The organism is Nocardia sp. CC227C, assembly GCF_030767025.1.
In the GTDB taxonomy this organism is placed as follows: domain Bacteria; phylum Actinomycetota; class Actinomycetes; order Mycobacteriales; family Mycobacteriaceae; genus Nocardia.
This window is the reverse complement of the sequence record NZ_JASITE010000010.1, coordinates 41,641-59,801: the sequence shown is the minus strand read 5'-3', so window position 1 is coordinate 59,801 and position 18,161 is coordinate 41,641. Positions and strand designations below refer to the sequence as shown.

Below are 18,161 nucleotides of genomic sequence, written 5' to 3'. Positions count from 1 at the left end.
TCCATGGTCGTCGCGCAGCGCACCACACCCCTCGGTCGGTCGGCGCGCCGGGTGGTCGGCGTGCTCAAATCGCCGGTGAACGTCATCGACCGCGCGGGCGATCAGATGTCGTTCTACACCCGCGCCATCGCCTGGATTCCGCGGACCGCGGTGCACTACCGCAAAGAGGTCATGCGACTGCTGGCCGAGGTGACCTTCGGCTCGGGCGCGCTCGCGGTGATCGGCGGCACCATCGGCGTCATCGTGTTCATGTCGGCGTCGGTCGGCGTGGTGGTGGGCCTACAGGGTTTCAAGGCCCTCGACGCCCTCGGTTCCGGCGTGCTCACCGGCTTCCTGACCGGCTACATCAACACCCGTGAACTCGCGCCCCTGGTCGCGGCGCTGGCCCTCTCGGCGACGGTGGGCTGTGGATTCACCGCGCAATTGGGCGCCATGCGCATTTCCGAGGAGATCGACGCGCTCGAGGTGATGGCGGTACCGGGCGTGCCGTTCCTGGTGACCACCCGGGTGATCGCGGGATTCCTGGCCGTGATCCCGCTCTATATCGTCGGCCTGCTGGGCACCTATCTGGCGTCGCGGTCGATCAGCATCTATTTCAACGGGCAGAGCAGCGGCTCCTACGACCACTATTTCAGTTTGTTCCTACCACCCGAGGACGTGCTCTATTCGTTCCTCAAGGTGTTGGTATTCGCCTTCGTCATCATCCTGGTGCACTGCTATTACGGCTTCAACGCCACCGGTGGTCCGGCGGGTGTCGGCGTGGCCGTGGGACGTGCGGTGCGCGCGGCGATCGTGCTGGTGAACATTCTCGATTTCTTCCTGTCCCTGGCGATTTGGGGCACGACCACGACGGTGCGGGTGGCCGGATGAGTGAGACGGCATGAGCAATCCGAGGCGCGTGCAGCTGTGGCGGTCGACGGAGAAATTGCGCACCCGCACGCTCGGGGTGCTGTTCTTCGTGGTGATGGCGCTGTTCCTCAGCACCACGATCGCCGTCTACAACAAGGCGTTCGTGGAGACCGTGCGGGTCGACCTGATCACCGACACGGTCGGAAACGCGTTGACCCGCAACGCGGACGTGAAGGTCCGCGGCATCACGGTGGGCGAGGTGCGTTCCAGCGATTTCAGCGACGGCGAGGTGACCCTGCACCTGGCCATCGACCCGGAGCGCGCCGAGCAGATCCCGGCCAATGTCACCGCCCGGCTGCTGCCGAAGACCCTCTTCGGCGAGAAGTACGTGGACCTGGTGTGGCCGGAGAATCCGACCGGCACGCTGACCGAGGACGTCACCCTGCGGCAGGACACCTCCGGCAATGCCGTCGAGGTGAGTCAGCTGCTGGACAATCTGCTGCCGCTGTTGCAGGCGGTGCCGCCGCAGTATCTGGCCTCCACGCTGGGCGCGCTCTCGCAGGCGTTGCAGGGCCGGGGGGAGGAGCTCGGCAACACCATCGACCGGCTGCACCGCATCTTCGCCGAGGTGAACGTGGAACTGCCCACGTTGCAGGAGGATCTGCGCCAGTTCGCCACCGTCGCCGACACCTATGCCGACGCCGCGCCGCAGCTGGTCTCCGCGCTGGACAATCTGCGCACCACCAATGCCACCATCGTGGAGCGGCGTTCGCAGATCGACACCCTGCTGGCCACGCTCACCCCGAGCGCGGCGACCACCGCCGACTTCCTGATCGCCAACCGCGACAACATCATCGACGTGGCCGCCGACGCCCGGCCCGCACTGGAGGCGCTGGCGAAGTACTCGCCCGGCTACTCCTGCGCACTGGCGAACTTCGCGCAGATGAAGCCGCGCATCGACGACATCTTCGGCAAGGGCACGGATCTGCCGGGCTCGCGCGTGACCGTGGAGATCGTCAATCCGCGCGGCCGTTACCTGCCGAATCAGGACGAGCCGCGCTGGTTCGATCCGCGCGGCGCCATGTGCATCCCGGAATATCCGCTCGGCGTGGACCCGGGCCAATACACCAACGGCTCCGGCAATGACGGCTCCTATCAGCCGCCCTCCCGCAATCCCGGCGACCAGAGCATCGGACTCATGCCCGAACCCCAGTACCGCGTGTACGGACCGGTCGACCCCAGCTCCATCGGCTCGCCCGCCGAACAGCAGACCCTCGGCGCGATCTACGGTGCGGCACACGGCGTCTCGCCGGACGAGGTGCCGGGTTGGGTGACCCGGATCGCGGCCCCGGCCCTGCGCGGCAGCGAGGTGAGCATGCGATGACCGACAAGCTGCGCGGCCTCGGCCCCACCCTGGCCAAGCTCATCGCCTTCGTGGTGGTGACCGTGCTGGCCACCGGCGTGCTCGGCCTCACCATCGCCAACTACACCGGCGGCGGCACCGAGTTCAAGGCTCGCTTCACCGATGTCACCTCGCTCAATCCGGGCGACGAGGTGCGCATCGCAGGGGTGCGGGTCGGCAAGGTGACCGGGGTGTCCATCGTGGAGCGGCGGCTGGCCGAGGTGCGGTTCGAGCTCAACGACCGCGACTGGCTGCCCGCCTCCACCACCGCCACCATCAAGTACCGGAATCTGGTGGGGCAGCGCTATATCGCGCTGGAGCAGGGTGCGGGAGAGCAGGGGCGCAAGATCAACGAGGGCGCCACCATCCCGCTGGAGCGCACCACGCCCGCACTCAACCTCACCGAACTGTTCAACGGCTTCCGGCCGCTGTTCCAGACCCTGACACCGGATGACGTGAACAAGCTGTCCTACGAGATCATCCAGGTCTTCCAGGGCGAATCCGGCACCATCCGGGATCTGGTGGCCAGCACCGCCAGCCTCACCAACAAGATCGCCGACAAGGACGCGGTTATCGGCGCGGTGGTGGAGAACCTGAACGCCGTGCTGGACGCCGTCAACTCGCGGGACGGGCAGCTGGACCAGCTCATCGTCAACACCGAGGCGCTGATCTCCGGACTGAACGCCGAACGCGGCACCATCGGCCGGGCGGTCGGCTCGCTGGGCGATCTGGCCGCGGCCACCGCGGACCTGCTGGTGCCGACCCGGCCCAATCTGCAGGGCGCGATCGCGGGGCTCAACCAGCTCACCGGCACCCTCAACGCCAGGCAGCCCGAGGTCGACGAGGCGCTGACGAACCTGCCCATCAAGATGGAGAAGCTGGGCCGGGCCGCGAGTTACGGCTCCTGGTTCCAGTTCTACCTGTGCGGCATCGACATCGTCGCCGGGCCGGGTGTGCAGGACGCGCCGCAGCTGAACCTGCCCGCCGACATGCCCACCGTCAACCAGCCGATCTACACCAACCCCGCACCGCGCTGCCACGGAAAGGGAGGCCGCTGATGGACGACCGGACCGTACTCGGCTCGCGCAGCCCGGCCTTCATGGGCGGGATCGGCCTGGCCATGGTGCTGCTGGTGACCATGACCGCGTTCAGCCTGGACCGGCTCCCGATCATCGGCGCGGGCACCAAGTACACCGCCGAGTTCTCCGAGGCCGCCGGGCTGAAGCAGGGCAACGAGGTGCGCATCGCGGGCGTCAAGGTCGGCTCGGTGCAGGATGTGCGGCTCGACGGCGACCGGGTGCTGGTGGACTTCCGCACCCAGGACGCCTGGATCGGCAACGAGACCACCGCCTCCATCCAGATCAAGACGCTGCTGGGCCAGAAGTATCTGGCACTGGACCCCAAGGGCTCCGGCGCGGCCGACCCCTCCGAGCGAATCCCGCTGTCGCGCACGGTATCCCCCTACGACGTGGTGGACGCCTTCAGCGACGCCGCCGAGGACATCGAGCAGACCGACACCGCGCAGCTGGCCCAGAGCATGCGGGTGCTGTCGGAGGCGTTCTCGGCGACCCCGCCGGAGATCCGCGGCTCCATCGACGGCGTCGCCCGGCTCTCGGAGTCCATCGCCAAGCGGGACGAGAAGCTGCGCACCCTGTTCGCCGCGACCAAACAGACCAGCCAGGTGCTCGCCGACCGCAATGCCGAATTCGAGCGGCTGCTCGCGAACGGCGGACAGCTGCTGGCCGAACTCAATATCCGGCAGCAGGCGATCCGCCAGCTGCTCGTGGGCGCGAAGACCATCGGCGCGGAACTGAGCGCGCTGGTGCACGACAACGAGGAACAGATCGGGCCCGCCCTCACCAATCTGCGGAAGACCATCGACATCCTCAATGCCCACCAGGCCGACATCTCCAAGACGCTGACGCTGGCCGCGCCGTTCTACGGCCTCTACGCCAATGTGCTCGGCACCGGCCGCTGGTTCGACGCGGTGATCACCAACCTGATTCCGCCCGCGCTGCCGGAAGTGCCCGGCTACCGCGAGCCGATCCGGAAGATGGGAGGTTAGGCATGGCTCGCGACGTGCTGACCGGCCTGCGCGAATCCCCGCGCGGCAAGGCCCTGCTCGCCGCCGCCGTCGCGGGTGCGGTGCTCATCGCCGCCGTGGCGTGGTGGGGTTTCGACAAGTTCACCACCACCCGGATCACCGCGTACTTCGACAAGTCCATCGGCATCTACGAGGGCTCGGATGTGCGCATCCTCGGCGTGCCGGTGGGCCGGGTGGACTCCATCGAGCCCATGGGCGATCAGGTGAAGATCGTCATGAGCGTCGATCGCGAATACGACATCCCGGCCGACGCCAAGGCCGCGCAGATCACGCCCTCGGTGGTGTCGGACCGCTACGTCCAGCTCACGCCGGTGTACCGGGGCGGGCCGAAGATGGGGCGCGAGGCCACCATTCCGAAGGAGCGCACCGCCACCCCGGTCGAGGTGGACCGGCTCTACCGGAGCATCACCGAACTCTCCGACGCGCTCGGGCCCGACGGCGCGAACTCCGACGGGGCGCTCAACGAGTTGGTGCGCACCACCTCCGCCAATCTGGCCGGCAACGGTGAGGCGTTGGCCAACAGCTTCGAGCAGCTGTCCAAAGCCGCCGCGGTACTGGGTGATTCGCGCTCCGACATCTTCGACACGGTGAAGAACCTGCAGGTGTTCGTGACCGCGCTGGCGCGCAACGACGCCCAGGTGCGGCAGTTCAACGCGCAACTGGCCGATCTGGCGGGCTTCCTCGCCGACGAACGCAGCACCCTCGGGGACGCGCTGAACCTGCTGTCCGTCGCACTCGGCGACGTGGCCCGGTTCATCGACGACAATCGGGAACTGGTGCAGTCCAATGCCGACGCGCTGACCCAGCTCACCCAGACCCTCGCCGACCAGCGCGAGGATCTGGCGGCGGCGCTGCCGCTCATCCCGACCGCATTGAGCAATCTCATCAATGTGCACAACGGTGAGACCGGCACCCTCGACATGCGCCCGAACTTCACCGATCTGCAGGACCCCTTCGGAGTCATCTGCAAGATGCTGGACCTGGGCAAGCTGCGGCCGGGCGACCCGAAGTTCGACGCCATCACCCGGCAGATGCGGCCCATCCTCGACCACTGCGAGACCATTGCCGCGCAGATCACCGCGGGTGTGACGACCCCGTCGCTGATCCTGCCGTTCGGCATCCTCAGCGGCGAGAACCAGCAGCGAGCCCCGGTGCCGGGCACCGTGCCCGGCAATCCGTCGGACCAGGCCCCGCCGTCGGAAGGAGGTGGACAGCGATGAGCGCCCCCCGCTGGCCAGGCGTGCTCTCGGCCGGAATCCGCCGCCGCGGCCGCGCATTCGGCCGTCGCCTCGCCGCCGCGGCGACGGTCCTGGGTGCGGTGACGTTGCTGGCCGGATGCGGTGACGGCGCGTACAGCATTCCGCTGCCCGGCGGTCCGAGCGTCGGCGACGACCCGCTGCACCTCGACATCCGCTTCGACGATGTGCTGGACCTGGTGCCGCAGTCCACCGTCAAGGTGGACGGGGTGGCCGTTGGCCGCGTCGACAAGATCGAACTCGCGCCGGACGGCTGGACCGCCAGCGTCAAGGCCGTGGTGCGGAATACGGTGGACCTGCCCGCCAATGCCCGCGCCGAGGTGCGGCAGACGAACCTGCTCGGCGAGAAGTTCATCGAACTGTCCGTGCCCACCCACGATCCCGCCCCGGCCAAGCTGGCCGACAACGCGGTCATCCCGGTGGCGAACACCCGGGCCGCCACCGAGGTGGAACAGGTGCTCGGCGCACTGTCGTTGCTGCTCAACGGCGGCGGCGTGGCGCAGTTGCAGCCCATCGTGGTGGAGCTGAACAAGGCCCTGGAGGGTCGTGAGAGCACGGTGCGCGATCTGCTGGAGCAGGCGAACACCCTGATCGGCGGGTTGAACCAGCAGGTCGACGACATCACCCGCGCGCTGGACGGACTCGACACCCTCAGCAGTCGGCTGAGCGGGCAGACCCAGCAGATCTCGCTCGTACTCGACGAACTGCCCGCGGGCATCCGGATTCTGGAGGAGCAGCGGCCGCAGCTGATCCAGCTGCTCGGCCAGCTGGACCGGGTCGGCCAGGCCGGATTCGACGTCCTGGACAACTCCAAGGACGACCTGATCCGCGACCTGAATTCCCTGCGCCCCACGCTGCAGGCGCTGGGCAACGGCGCCGATGACCTGATCACCGCGTTCCCGCTCATTCCGACCTACCCGTTCCCGGACGAGGCCATCAAGTCGGCCTTCGGCGGGCAGGTCAACACCTGGTTGTCGGTGGATCTGCAGATCGGCACACTGCTGTCGAATCTCGGTGTGGGCAAACAGGATCCGGTGTACATCCCACCGAACGGGCGGCCGGTGCCGGTGGACGGCTCCAACCCGTACTACAACGGCAACGGCCCGCGTCCGGGCTGGCCGACGGTCTCGCTGCTGCCGCTGCCGCCCACCGTGGTGCGCCCGCAGCTGCCCGCCGGGCTGCCGATTCCGACCGATCCGCTCGGTTCACTGCTCGACCAGCTGGGAGTGGGTGGTCCGCGATGAGCAAACTGGTGCGCTACCAGCTGATCGCCTTCGGACTGATCGCCGTGCTCGGCGTGGTGTTCGTGGGCGCGAAATACGTGCGCCTGGACAATATGCTGGGCTTCGGCCAGTACCGGGTGCAGGTGCGGATCGTCGACACCGACGACAAGCGGGCGACCACGGGCAATCTGTCCCCGCGCGCGGAGGTCACCTATCGGGGCGTTCCGGTGGGCCGGGTGGGGGAGCAGGAGATCATCCCCGACGGCGTGCTCATCACGCTCGAGCTGGACTCCGGCGCGCCCAAGGTGCCGCAGAGCGCGAAAGCCGTGGTGGCCAACCGATCCGCCATCGGTGAGCAGTACGTGGACCTGGTGCCCGGCACCGCGGGCGCGCCGTATCTGCGGGACGGCTCCGTCATCGACGGCGCGCGGACCCCGATCCCGGTCGAGGATCTGCTCGCCAGCGTGAACCACTTCGCCAGCACCACCGATCTGGTGGCGCTGTCCACCACCATCACCGAACTCGGCAAGGCGTTCGACGGCAAGGGCGACGAACTCCAGGTGCTGGTGGATTCGCTGGCCCGGTTCACCGAGACCGGCGTGGACGCGCTGCCGCAGACCCTGCAGCTCATCCGGGACGCGCAGACCGTGCTGACCACCCAGGCCGAACAGTCCCCGGCCATCCGGCAGTTCAGTGACGGCCTGGACCGGCTCTCGGCACAGCTGCGCTCCAGCGACCCGGACGTGCGGCGGCTGATCGGCACCGGCACCGACGCGGGCAGCCAGATATCGCAGCTGCTGCGGGAGAGCGGTGACGCGCTCACCCGCGACCTGGCGAACCTGCGCACCCTGCTGCTCACCATCTCGCCGAAGTTCTACGCGCTCGGACCGGTGCTGCAGATGCTGCCGCTGCTGTCCATCGGCGCGTCCGCGACCGCGCCAGGGGACGGCACCACCCACTTCGGCCTGGTGCTGGAGACCAACAATCCGCCCGCCTGCACCGTCGGCTACGAGGGCACCCGGCGGATTCTGGACGAGATGCGGGCGCAGAACCCGGATTTCGATGACAGCCGCGATGACTTCCCGTTCAATACCGAAGCCAAATGTCTTGTGCCACAGGGGAATCCAACGGCCGTACGCGGTGGTGAACGCGCGGAATTCGCCGATCCGAGCGTGCCGCAGCCGTGGGACGACACCCCCAAGGTCGATCCAGACAAGCTGAATCTCAATCCGGTCGCCACCCAACTGGCCACGCTGCTCGGCGTGACGCCGAAACGGTGAGGAATCCGGCGGAAAGTATGGTGGCGGCGTGAGTCAGCAACACGACAGCGATTCCGTCGACGGCTCCGTGCGCACGGGCGTCACGGTGGCCGCCGTCGCCCTGCTCGTGGTGGCCGCGGTGGCGGCGGCGTGGTTCGGCTACGCCTGGATCGCGGGCGGGCTGGTGCGGGACAACGGCCGTGCCGACGCCCGCGACACCGCCTTGAACGACGCCCGGCAGGCCGCGGTCAACCTCATGACCTTCGACCCCGACGACGTCGACGGATCGCTGCGGACCATGCTGTCCTCCACCACCGGTTCGCTCCGGGCGGAGCAGACCGAGGATCTGGATTCGCTGAAAGCCAAGGTCTCCGAGGCGCAAACCCGCATGCGGGCGGAGGTGGAGGGGGCGGCCATCACCTCGCTCGCCGGCGAGAACGACCGTGCCACCGCCTTCGTCGTGCTGCGCATCACCCGCGCCTGGCCCGGCGGCCAACCCGCCACCTTCCGTCAACTGTGGAATCTGGACATGGTGAAGGAGGGCGACACCTGGAAGGCCGAACAGGCGCGGAATCTGGGTGAGCCGGTATCACTCGACGCGGGCGCACCGCCCACCGAACCCGCCCCCGCCGAGCAGCCCGAACCCAACGGTCAACCGCAGTCCGGCGATCAGCCCGAGTCCGCCGGGCAACAGCCAGCCGATCAGCAGCCGCAAGAGCCGGGCCGGTAGGAGGCAGCGACCATGGCCGACAAGCGACCCGTCAACCGCGTCACCCCCAAGCGCCGCACCTCCGGCACACCCCAGGACTCCTCCTCCCGCCGCGCCCTCGGCCGCGAGGGACAGCCCGCATCGACGCGACGGACATCGGCGGATGCCGACCACCCGCGCGCCAGCACCGCGCACGGGAGCGCCCGCACGAATACCGGGGGCGCGGAGACCAGAGCTGCGGAGATCGGGGCCACGAAGGCGGGGGCCGAGGTCGGGTCTGCGAAGGCCGAGTCCGCGAAGGCCAGGACCGCGAAGGCCGAGTCCGCGAAGACTAGGTCCGCGAAGGCCGAGATCGTGAAGACCGGGTCCGCGAACACCGGGACCGCGAAGGCCAGGACCGCGAAGGCCGAGATCGTGAAGACCGGGTCCGCGAACACCGGGACCGCGAAGGCCGGGGTCGCGAAGACCGGGACCACCGAGGCGACAGGGTTCGCGAAGGCTGGGCTCGCGAAGGTCGGGCTGGTGAAGACGCGTGCCGCCGTGAATTCGTCGCGGGGGAGGTCCGCGTCCCGCGGCGCCGATGCCGCGTCCGGTCCCGATCGGCCCGCGCGCGGCGGTTCCTGGCGGCTCGCCATCGGCTGCGGCCTCGCCGCGGTCCTGCTCGGCGTCTTCGCCGTCGTGGCGGCCCTGCGTCCCGGTGTCGACGACGACAATCTCGCCTATGTCGACAATCAGGCCACCGATGAGGTGAAGGCCGCCGCCGATCACGCCCTGTCCACGCTCTACGGCTACCGGGCCGCCGAGATCGACCGGTGGAAGGACGACGTCGGCGCGGTGCTGACCGAGCGGATGCGCGCTGACCTGGAGAAGTACATCGACACCACGGTCAGCACCATCAAGCAGGCCGCGACCGATACCGAGGTGACCACCGATCCGATCGGTGTGACTTTGCTCACTTCCGATCGTGCCGAGCTGCTGGTGAACCTCAATGTCTCCGCGGTCCGGGACGGCACCCCGGAACCGCTCGCGTCCGGTCCGGTGGTGCTGCGCATGCAGAAGGTGGACGGCCGCTGGCTGGCCGCCGAGATCGCCGACAACTGATCCGTCAAGGAAATTCGCGCCCCTGGTGGGGGCCGCTTTTTCGGTGATCCGCCAGCGCGCCAAACGATCTCGCGCCACGCGTCGGACCGGCCGCACTTGACGAGTTTCGTCCGAGCCGTCACGCTATTCACAACAGCGGCAGCTGTCACAGGGGTTCGCCCCGATCGGTGACCCGGCAATCGCAGCCAGCGGACGACGGGACTCCCGGTGCGCAGCGGATGTGCCTGTCCTGGGCGCGAATTGTGCACCCCGGCGGGCCAGGGATGCGCACCCCGCCGAGCGGGAAATGCGCACCCCGGCGAGCCGGGAATGTGCACCCCGGTGGGGCCGGGAATGTGTACTCCCGGCGAGCCGGGAATGTGTACAGCGCCACAGTTGAAGCGATACGGCGCGCCAGCCCGCCGCAACCCGCTACGGGTGGTACTTTGACACCCCCGTAGGTTTGGGTGTAGTTTTGGACGTTGCGCTGGCTGCCTCCTGTCCATACCTTGTTCGCATCGACGAAAGTTCACCCTTCCGGTGTTACTTCCGCTGGTTGCTGTTCGGGTTCGTTCGGGTGGGGACCAGCGGAATTCGTAGCAGACAAGCGACGGTCGCGGACCACCACGCGACTGCGCGTGAGGTGCTGGAAGGACGCATCTTGGCAGTCTCCACCCAGACCAAGGCCACCACGGCGGGCCGTGATTTCTACACAGTCCCCGGAGCCCCGAAGCGGGTGTCTTTCGCGAAGATCCGTGAGCCTCTCGAGGTTCCGGGTCTTCTCGATCTACAGACCGATTCGTTCGACTGGCTGATCGGCGCGTCAGACTGGCGGGAGCGAGCGGCGGCGCGCGGCGACGTCAATCCCACCGGCGGTCTCGAGGAGGTGCTCGAGGAGCTCTCGCCGATCGAGGACTTCTCCGGCTCCATGTCGCTGTCCTTCTCCGACCCGCGCTTCGAAGAGGTCAAGGCCTCCATCGAGGAGTGCAAGGACAAGGACATGACCTACGCGGCGCCGCTCTTCGTGACCGCGGAGTTCATCAACAACAACACCGGTGAGATCAAGTCTCAGACGGTCTTCATGGGCGACTTCCCGATGATGACCGACAAGGGCACGTTCATCATCAACGGCACCGAGCGCGTCGTCGTCTCGCAGCTGGTGCGTTCGCCCGGTGTCTACTTCGACGAGACCATCGACAAGTCCACCGAGAAGATGCTGCACTCGGTGCGCGTCATCCCGTCGCGCGGTGCGTGGCTGGAGTTCGACGTGGACAAGCGCGACACCGTCGGCGTGCGCATCGACCGCAAGCGCCGCCAGCCGGTCACCGTGCTGCTGAAGGCCCTGGGGCTGACCACCGAGGAGATCACCGAGCGTTTCGGCTTCTCCGAGATCATGATGTCCACCCTGGAGAAGGACAGCACTCCGGGCCAGGACGAAGCGCTGCTCGACATCTACCGCAAGCTGCGTCCGGGCGAGCCGCCGACCAAGGAGTCCGCGCAGACCCTGCTGGAGAACCTGTTCTTCAAGGAGAAGCGCTACGACCTCGCGCGCGTCGGCCGCTACAAGGTCAACAAGAAGCTGGGCCTGCACGCCGGTGAGCCGGTCGTGGGTTCGGTGCTGACCCGGGAAGACATCGTCGCGACCATCGAGTACCTGGTCCGTCTGCACCAGGGCGACAAGGTCATGACCGCGCCCGGCGGCGCGGAGGTGCCGGTCGAGGTCGACGATATCGACCACTTCGGCAACCGCCGCCTGCGCACCGTCGGCGAGCTGATCCAGAACCAGATCCGCGTCGGCCTGTCCCGCATGGAGCGCGTCGTGCGTGAGCGCATGACCACCCAGGACGTCGAGGCCATCACGCCGCAGACCCTGATCAACATCCGCCCCGTGGTGGCGGCGATCAAGGAATTCTTCGGCACCTCGCAGCTGTCGCAGTTCATGGACCAGAACAACCCGCTGTCGGGTCTGACCCACAAGCGCCGCCTGTCGGCGCTGGGCCCGGGCGGTCTGTCCCGTGAGCGCGCGGGCCTCGAGGTCCGCGACGTCCACCCGTCGCACTACGGCCGCATGTGCCCCATCGAGACCCCGGAAGGCCCGAACATCGGCCTGATCGGCTCGCTCTCGGTGTACGCGCGGGTCAACCCGTTCGGCTTCATCGAGACCCCGTACCGCAAGGTCGTGAACGGCATCGTCACCGATGAGGTCGTGTATCTCACCGCCGACGAGGAGGACCGCGAGGTCCGCGCCCAGGCGAACTCGCCGATCGACGCCGACGGCAACTTCCTCGAGGGGCGCGTGCTCGCCCGCCGCGGCAACGAGGAGATGGAGTACGTCTCCCCGGCCGAGGTCACCTACATGGACGTCTCGCCGCGCCAGATGGTGTCGGTGGCGACCGCCATGATCCCGTTCCTCGAGCACGACGACGCCAACCGCGCCCTCATGGGCGCGAACATGCAGCGTCAGGCCGTGCCGCTGATCCGTTCCGACGCGCCGCTGGTCGGCACCGGTATGGAGCTGCGTGCCGCCGTCGACGCCGGCGACGTGGTCGTGAACGCCAAGGCCGGTGTGGTGGAGGAGGTTTCGGCCGACTTCATCACGGTCATGCACGATGACGGGACTCGTCGCTCGTACCGGTTGCGGAAGTTCGAGCGCTCCAACCAGGGCACCTGCGCGAATCAGCGTCCGATCGTGGACGAGGGTCAGCGGGTGGAGGCCGGGCATGTGCTCGCCGATGGTCCGTGCACCGAGAACGGTGAGATGGCCCTGGGTAAGAACCTGTTGGTGGCGATCATGCCGTGGGAGGGTCACAACTACGAGGACGCGATCATCCTGTCGCAGCGTCTCGTGGAGGAGGATGTGCTGACCTCGATCCATATCGAGGAGCACGAGATCGACGCTCGCGACACCAAGCTCGGTGCCGAGGAGATCACCCGCGATATCCCCAACGTCTCCGACGAGGTGCTCGCGGATCTGGACGAGCGGGGTATCGTGCGGATCGGTGCCGAGGTGCGTGACGGTGACATCCTGGTGGGCAAGGTGACCCCGAAGGGTGAGACCGAGTTGACGCCGGAGGAGCGGTTGCTGCGTGCGATCTTCGGTGAGAAGGCGCGTGAGGTGCGTGACACGTCGCTCAAGGTGCCCCATGGTGAGTCGGGCAAGGTCATCGGTGTGCGGGTGTTCTCCCGTGATGACGATGATGATCTGCCGCCGGGTGTCAACGAGTTGGTGCGGGTGTATGTGGCGCAGAAGCGCAAGATCCAGGATGGTGACAAGCTCGCGGGTCGGCACGGTAACAAGGGTGTGATCGGCAAGATTCTGCCCGTCGAGGACATGCCGTTCCTGCCGGACGGCACGCCGGTGGACATCATCCTCAATACCCACGGTGTGCCGCGCCGTATGAACATCGGCCAGGTGCTCGAAACCCACCTGGGCTGGATCGCCAAGACCGGCTGGAAGGTCGAGGGCGATCCGGAGTGGGCCAAGAACCTGCCGGAGGAGATGTGGGGCCAGGAGGCCGACACCAATATCGCCACCCCGGTGTTCGACGGCGCCCGCGAGGAGGAGCTGACCGGTCTGCTCGGCTCCACGCTGCCCAACCGCGACGGCGAGAGCATGGTCGACGAGAACGGCAAGGCGGTGCTGCTGGACGGCCGCTCCGGTGAGCCTTTCCCGTACCCGGTGGCGGTGGGCTACATGTACATCCTGAAGCTGCACCACCTGGTGGACGACAAGATCCACGCGCGTTCGACCGGCCCGTACTCGATGATCACCCAGCAGCCCCTCGGTGGTAAGGCGCAGTTCGGTGGTCAGCGCTTCGGTGAGATGGAATGTTGGGCCATGCAGGCCTACGGCGCGGCCTACACGCTGCAGGAACTGCTCACCATCAAGTCCGACGACGTGGTCGGGCGCGTGAAGGTATACGAGGCGATCGTCAAGGGCGAGAACATTCCGGAGCCTGGTATTCCGGAGTCGTTCAAGGTGCTGCTCAAGGAACTCCAGTCGCTGTGCCTCAATGTGGAAGTGCTGTCCTCGGACGGTGCGGCCATCGAGATGCGCGACGGCGACGACGAGGACCTGGAGCGCGCCGCGGCGAACCTGGGTATCAACCTGTCCCGCAACGAGGCTGCGACGGTCGACGACCTGGCGCAGTAAGAGCGATCGGTCCCGGAGCTCTGAAAGGAGCTCCGGGGCAACGGATTTAGCGAACTTTTGCTCATACTCAACCCGAACAGGGGAAAGGAAGTTACGTGCTAGACGTCAACTTCTTCGATGAACTCCGGATCGGCCTGGCCACCGCCGAAGACATTCGCAACTGGTCCTTCGGCGAGGTCAAGAAGCCGGAGACCATCAACTACCGCACGCTGAAGCCGGAGAAGGACGGCCTCTTCTGCGAGAAGATCTTCGGTCCCACCCGGGACTGGGAGTGCTACTGCGGTAAGTACAAGCGCGTCCGCTTCAAGGGCATCATCTGTGAGCGCTGCGGCGTCGAGGTGACCCGCGCCAAGGTGCGCCGTGAGCGGATGGGCCACATCGAGCTGGCCGCCCCGGTCACCCACATCTGGTACTTCAAGGGTGTGCCGTCGCGCCTGGGCTACCTGCTCGACCTGGCGCCGAAGGATCTCGAGAAGATCATCTACTTCGCCGCCTACGTCATCGTCGGTGTCGACGAGGAACTGCGCCACAACGAACTCTCCACCCTCGAGGCGGAGATGGAGGTCGAGAAGAAGGCCGTCGCCGATCAGCGCGACGCCGATCTCGAGGCGCGGGCACAGAAGCTCGAGGCGGATATCGCCGAGTTGGAGGCCGAGGGCGCCAAGTCCGATGTGCGCCGCAAGGTCAAGGACGGCGGCGAGCGCGAAATGCGTCAGCTGCGCGACCGCGCCCAGCGTGAGCTGGATCGTCTCGACGAGATCTGGACCACCTTCACCAAGCTGGCCACCAAGCAGCTCATCGTGGACGAGGTGCTCTACCGCGAGCTGCAGGACCGCTACGGCGAGTACTTCACCGGTGCCATGGGTGCCGAAGCCATCCAGAAGCTGATGGAGAACTTCGACATCGAGGCCGAGGCCGAGAACCTGCGCGAGACCATTCGCACCGGCAAGGGCCAGAAGAAGCTGCGCGCCCTCAAGCGCCTGAAGGTCGTCGCCGCGTTCCAGGCCAACGGCAATTCGCCGATGGGCATGGTGCTCGACGCCGTGCCGGTGATCCCGCCGGAGCTGCGCCCCATGGTGCAGCTGGACGGTGGCCGCTTCGCGACCTCCGACCTGAACGACCTGTACCGCCGCGTCATCAACCGCAACAACCGCCTGAAGCGCCTCATCGACCTCGGTGCGCCCGAGATCATCGTGAACAACGAGAAGCGCATGCTCCAGGAGTCGGTGGACGCGCTGTTCGACAACGGCCGCCGCGGCCGCCCGGTCACCGGTCCGGGCAACCGTCCGCTCAAGTCGCTGTCGGATCTGCTCAAGGGCAAGCAGGGTCGTTTCCGTCAGAACCTGCTCGGCAAGCGCGTCGACTACTCGGGCCGTTCGGTCATCGTGGTCGGTCCGCAGCTGAAGCTGCACCAGTGCGGTCTGCCCAAGCTGATGGCGCTCGAGCTGTTCAAGCCGTTCGTCATGAAGCGGCTGGTGGACCTGAACCACGCGCAGAACATCAAGTCCGCCAAGCGGATGGTGGAGCGGCAGCGGCCCCAGGTGTGGGATGTCCTCGAAGAGGTCATCGCCGAGCACCCGGTCATGCTGAACCGTGCGCCCACCCTGCACCGCCTGGGCATTCAGGCGTTCGAGCCGCTGCTGGTCGAAGGTAAGGCCATTCAGCTGCACCCGCTCGTCTGTGAGGCGTTCAACGCCGACTTCGACGGTGACCAGATGGCCGTGCACCTGCCGCTGTCCGCGGAGGCGCAGGCCGAGGCCCGCATTCTGATGCTGTCCTCGAACAACATCCTGTCGCCCGCCTCGGGTCGTCCGCTCGCCATGCCGCGTCTGGACATGGTGACCGGCCTGTACTACCTGACCCGCCTGCAGGAGGGCGCGCAGGGCGAGTACCGCGCGGCCACCAAGGACGAGCCGGAGTTCGGCGTCTACTCCTCGCCCGCCGAGGCGCAGATGGCCGTCGACCGCGGTGAGCTGACGGTGCGTTCGCTGATCAAGGTCCGCCTGACCGATCAGCGTCCGCCCAAGGACGTCGAGGCCGAGCTGTTCCCGGACGGCTGGCAGCGGGGCGACGCGTGGACCACCAAGACCACGCTGGGCCGCGTCATGTTCAACGATCTGCTCCCGGCGGACTACGCGTTCATCGACGAGCCGATGCCGAAGAAGCGGCAGGCCGCGATCATCAACGATCTGGCCGAGCGCTACCCGATGATCGTGGTGGCGCAGACCGTCGACAAGCTCAAGGACGCGGGCTTCTACTGGGCCACCCGCTCCGGTGTCACCGTCTCCATGTCGGACGTGCTCGTTCCGCCGGAGAAGGCGGAGATCATGGAGCGCTACGAGGCGCAGTCGGATCAGATCGAGAAGAAGTACCAGCGTGGTGCGCTCGATCACCAGGAGCGCAACAACGCCCTGGTCAAGATCTGGCAGGAGGCCACCGAAGAGGTCGGTCAGGCGCTGCGCGCGCACTACCCGGCCGACAACCCGATCATCACGATCGTCGACTCGGGTGCGACCGGTAACTTCACCCAGACCCGGACCCTCGCCGGTATGAAGGGTCTGGTGACCAACCCGAAGGGTGAGTTCATCCCGCGGCCGATCAAGTCCTCCTTCCGTGAGGGCCTGACGGTGCTGGAGTACTTCATCAACACCCACGGTGCGCGTAAGGGTCTGGCCGACACCGCGCTTCGCACCGCCGACTCGGGTTACCTGACCCGTCGTCTGGTGGACGTGTCGCAGGACGTCATCGTGCGCGAGACCGACTGTGGCACCGAGCGTGGCATCGTCGTCCCGATCGCGGAGAAGCTGGCCGACGGCACCGTCATTCGTGACGCGCACGTCGAAACCAGCACCTACGCACGCACTCTGGCCGCCGACGCGATCGACGCCAAGGGCAACGTGGTGGTCGAGAAGGGCCACGACCTGGGCGACCCCGCCCTGGAGGCGCTGCTCGAGGCCGGTATCACCGAGGTGAAGGTCCGCTCCGTGCTGACCTGCACCACCGGCACCGGCGTGTGCGCGACCTGCTACGGCCGCTCCATGGCGACCGGCAAGCTGGTCGACATCGGTGAGGCCGTCGGTATCGTCGCCGCGCAGTCCATCGGTGAGCCCGGTACCCAGCTGACCATGCGTACCTTCCACCAGGGTGGTGTCGCGGGTGACGACATCACCGGTGGTCTGCCCCGCGTGCAGGAGCTCTTCGAGGCTCGGGTGCCCAAGGGCAAGGCCCCCATCGCCGAGGTCTCCGGCCGCGTGCGCCTGGAGGACGACGACCGCTTCTACAAGATCACCATCATTCCGGACGACGGTTCGGACGAGGTGCTCTACGACAAGCTGTCGAAGCGTCAGCGTCTGCGGGTGTTCAAGCACGAGGACGGCACCGAGCGCCTGCTCGCCGACGGCGATCACGTGGAGGTCGGTCAGCAGCTGCTCGAGGGCTCGGCCGATCCGCACGAGGTGCTGCGCGTGATGGGCCCGCGTCAGGTGCAGGTCCACCTGGTCCACGAGGTCCAGGAGGTGTACCGCTCGCAGGGTGTGTCCATCCACGACAAGCACATCGAGGTGATCGTCCGCCAGATGCTGCGCCGCGTCACCATCATCGACTCGGGTGCGACGGAGTTCCTGCCCGGTTCGCTGGTGGAGCGCGCCGAGTTCGAGGCCGCCAACCGCCGCGTGGTCGCGGAGGGTGGCGAGCCCGCCTCGGGTCGCCCGGTGCTGATGGGTATCACCAAGGCGTCGCTGGCCACGGATTCCTGGCTCTCGGCGGCCTCCTTCCAGGAGACCACCCGCGTGCTCACGGACGCCGCGATCAACTGCCGCTCCGACAAGCTGATCGGCTTGAAGGAGAACGTCATCATCGGCAAGCTGATCCCGGCCGGTACCGGCATCAACCGCTACCGCAACATCCAGGTCCAGCCCACCGAGGAGGCCCGCCAGGCCGCGTACGCGGTGCCGTCCTACGACGACACCTACTACACCCCGGACGGCTTCGGCACCACCACCGGTGCCGCGGTCCCGCTGGACGACTACGGCTTCAGCGACTACCGGTAGTCAGCGGAGCTGTCAGCTCGATACCGTTCGGCCCCCGTTCCTCGGAACGGGGGCCGAGCCATGTTCTTCACCGTCGT

General features: G+C 67.3%; 11 protein-coding genes. All 11 read left to right on the top strand.

Annotated features, from left to right (window positions below):
- Nucleotides 1-3: 3 nt before the first annotated feature.
- Nucleotides 4-870 carry an ABC transporter permease gene (locus QMO76_RS20850; protein ID WP_029925925.1) on the top strand — a complete coding sequence of 289 codons (867 nt, stop codon included), beginning with the start codon at nucleotides 4-6 and terminating at the stop codon, nucleotides 868-870.
- A gap of 10 nt (nucleotides 871-880) precedes the next feature.
- On the top strand, nucleotides 881-2,233 hold the full coding sequence (locus tag QMO76_RS20845) for an MCE family protein (protein WP_306363012.1): 1,353 nt from the start codon (nucleotides 881-883) through the stop codon (nucleotides 2,231-2,233).
- Entirely contained in the window at nucleotides 2,230-3,309 is a 1,080-nt protein-coding gene (locus QMO76_RS20840; protein WP_306363011.1) for an MCE family protein, read from the top strand. The genes QMO76_RS20845 and QMO76_RS20840 overlap by 4 nt, the downstream gene beginning before the upstream one ends.
- On the top strand, nucleotides 3,309-4,316 hold the full coding sequence (locus QMO76_RS20835; protein WP_306363010.1) for an MCE family protein: 1,008 nt from the start codon (nucleotides 3,309-3,311) through the stop codon (nucleotides 4,314-4,316). Before QMO76_RS20840 ends, QMO76_RS20835 begins: the two co-directional genes overlap by 1 nt.
- Before the next feature lie 2 nt (nucleotides 4,317-4,318).
- A complete protein-coding gene (locus QMO76_RS20830; RefSeq protein WP_306363009.1) occupies nucleotides 4,319-5,575 on the top strand; it encodes an MCE family protein in 1,257 nt (418 codons plus the stop codon).
- A complete protein-coding gene (locus QMO76_RS20825) occupies nucleotides 5,572-6,855 on the top strand; it encodes an MCE family protein (protein ID WP_306363008.1) in 1,284 nt (427 codons plus the stop codon). Before QMO76_RS20830 ends, QMO76_RS20825 begins: the two co-directional genes overlap by 4 nt.
- Nucleotides 6,852-8,114 (top strand): MCE family protein, encoded by a 1,263-nt coding sequence (locus tag QMO76_RS20820; RefSeq protein WP_306363007.1) that lies wholly within the window; start codon nucleotides 6,852-6,854, stop codon nucleotides 8,112-8,114. The genes QMO76_RS20825 and QMO76_RS20820 overlap by 4 nt, the downstream gene beginning before the upstream one ends.
- 28 nt (nucleotides 8,115-8,142) lie before the next feature.
- Nucleotides 8,143-8,823, top strand: a complete 681-nt coding sequence (locus QMO76_RS20815) for a hypothetical protein (protein WP_306363006.1) — start codon at nucleotides 8,143-8,145, stop codon at nucleotides 8,821-8,823.
- A 12-nt stretch (nucleotides 8,824-8,835) separates the two neighbouring features.
- Complete coding sequence (locus QMO76_RS20810; RefSeq protein WP_306363005.1) at nucleotides 8,836-9,903, top strand: hypothetical protein; 1,068 nt, start codon at nucleotides 8,836-8,838, stop codon at nucleotides 9,901-9,903.
- 622 nt (nucleotides 9,904-10,525) lie between these two features.
- Nucleotides 10,526-14,035, top strand: coding sequence for a DNA-directed RNA polymerase subunit beta (locus QMO76_RS20805; protein WP_306363004.1), 3,510 nt, complete (start codon nucleotides 10,526-10,528; stop codon nucleotides 14,033-14,035).
- 95 nt (nucleotides 14,036-14,130) lie between these two features.
- Nucleotides 14,131-18,084, top strand: coding sequence for a DNA-directed RNA polymerase subunit beta' (locus tag QMO76_RS20800; RefSeq protein ID WP_306363003.1), 3,954 nt, complete (start codon nucleotides 14,131-14,133; stop codon nucleotides 18,082-18,084).
- The last annotated feature ends 77 nt before the right edge of the window (nucleotides 18,085-18,161 follow it).

What these genes read in the sequence shown, in the direction of transcription:
- QMO76_RS20835 (WP_306363010.1), top strand. Translation starts at nt 3,309, where the DNA reads ATGGACGACCGGACCGTACTCGGCTCGCGCAGCCCGGCCTTCATGGGC.
- QMO76_RS20840 (WP_306363011.1), top strand. Translation starts at nt 2,230, where the DNA reads ATGACCGACAAGCTGCGCGGCCTCGGCCCCACCCTGGCCAAGCTCATC.
- QMO76_RS20845 (WP_306363012.1), top strand. Translation starts at nt 881, where the DNA reads ATGAGCAATCCGAGGCGCGTGCAGCTGTGGCGGTCGACGGAGAAATTG.
- QMO76_RS20820 (WP_306363007.1), top strand. Translation starts at nt 6,852, where the DNA reads ATGAGCAAACTGGTGCGCTACCAGCTGATCGCCTTCGGACTGATCGCC.
- QMO76_RS20810 (WP_306363005.1), top strand. Translation starts at nt 8,836, where the DNA reads ATGGCCGACAAGCGACCCGTCAACCGCGTCACCCCCAAGCGCCGCACC.
- QMO76_RS20825 (WP_306363008.1), top strand. Translation starts at nt 5,572, where the DNA reads ATGAGCGCCCCCCGCTGGCCAGGCGTGCTCTCGGCCGGAATCCGCCGC.
- QMO76_RS20850 (WP_029925925.1), top strand. Translation starts at nt 4, where the DNA reads ATGGTCGTCGCGCAGCGCACCACACCCCTCGGTCGGTCGGCGCGCCGG.
- QMO76_RS20830 (WP_306363009.1), top strand. Translation starts at nt 4,319, where the DNA reads ATGGCTCGCGACGTGCTGACCGGCCTGCGCGAATCCCCGCGCGGCAAG.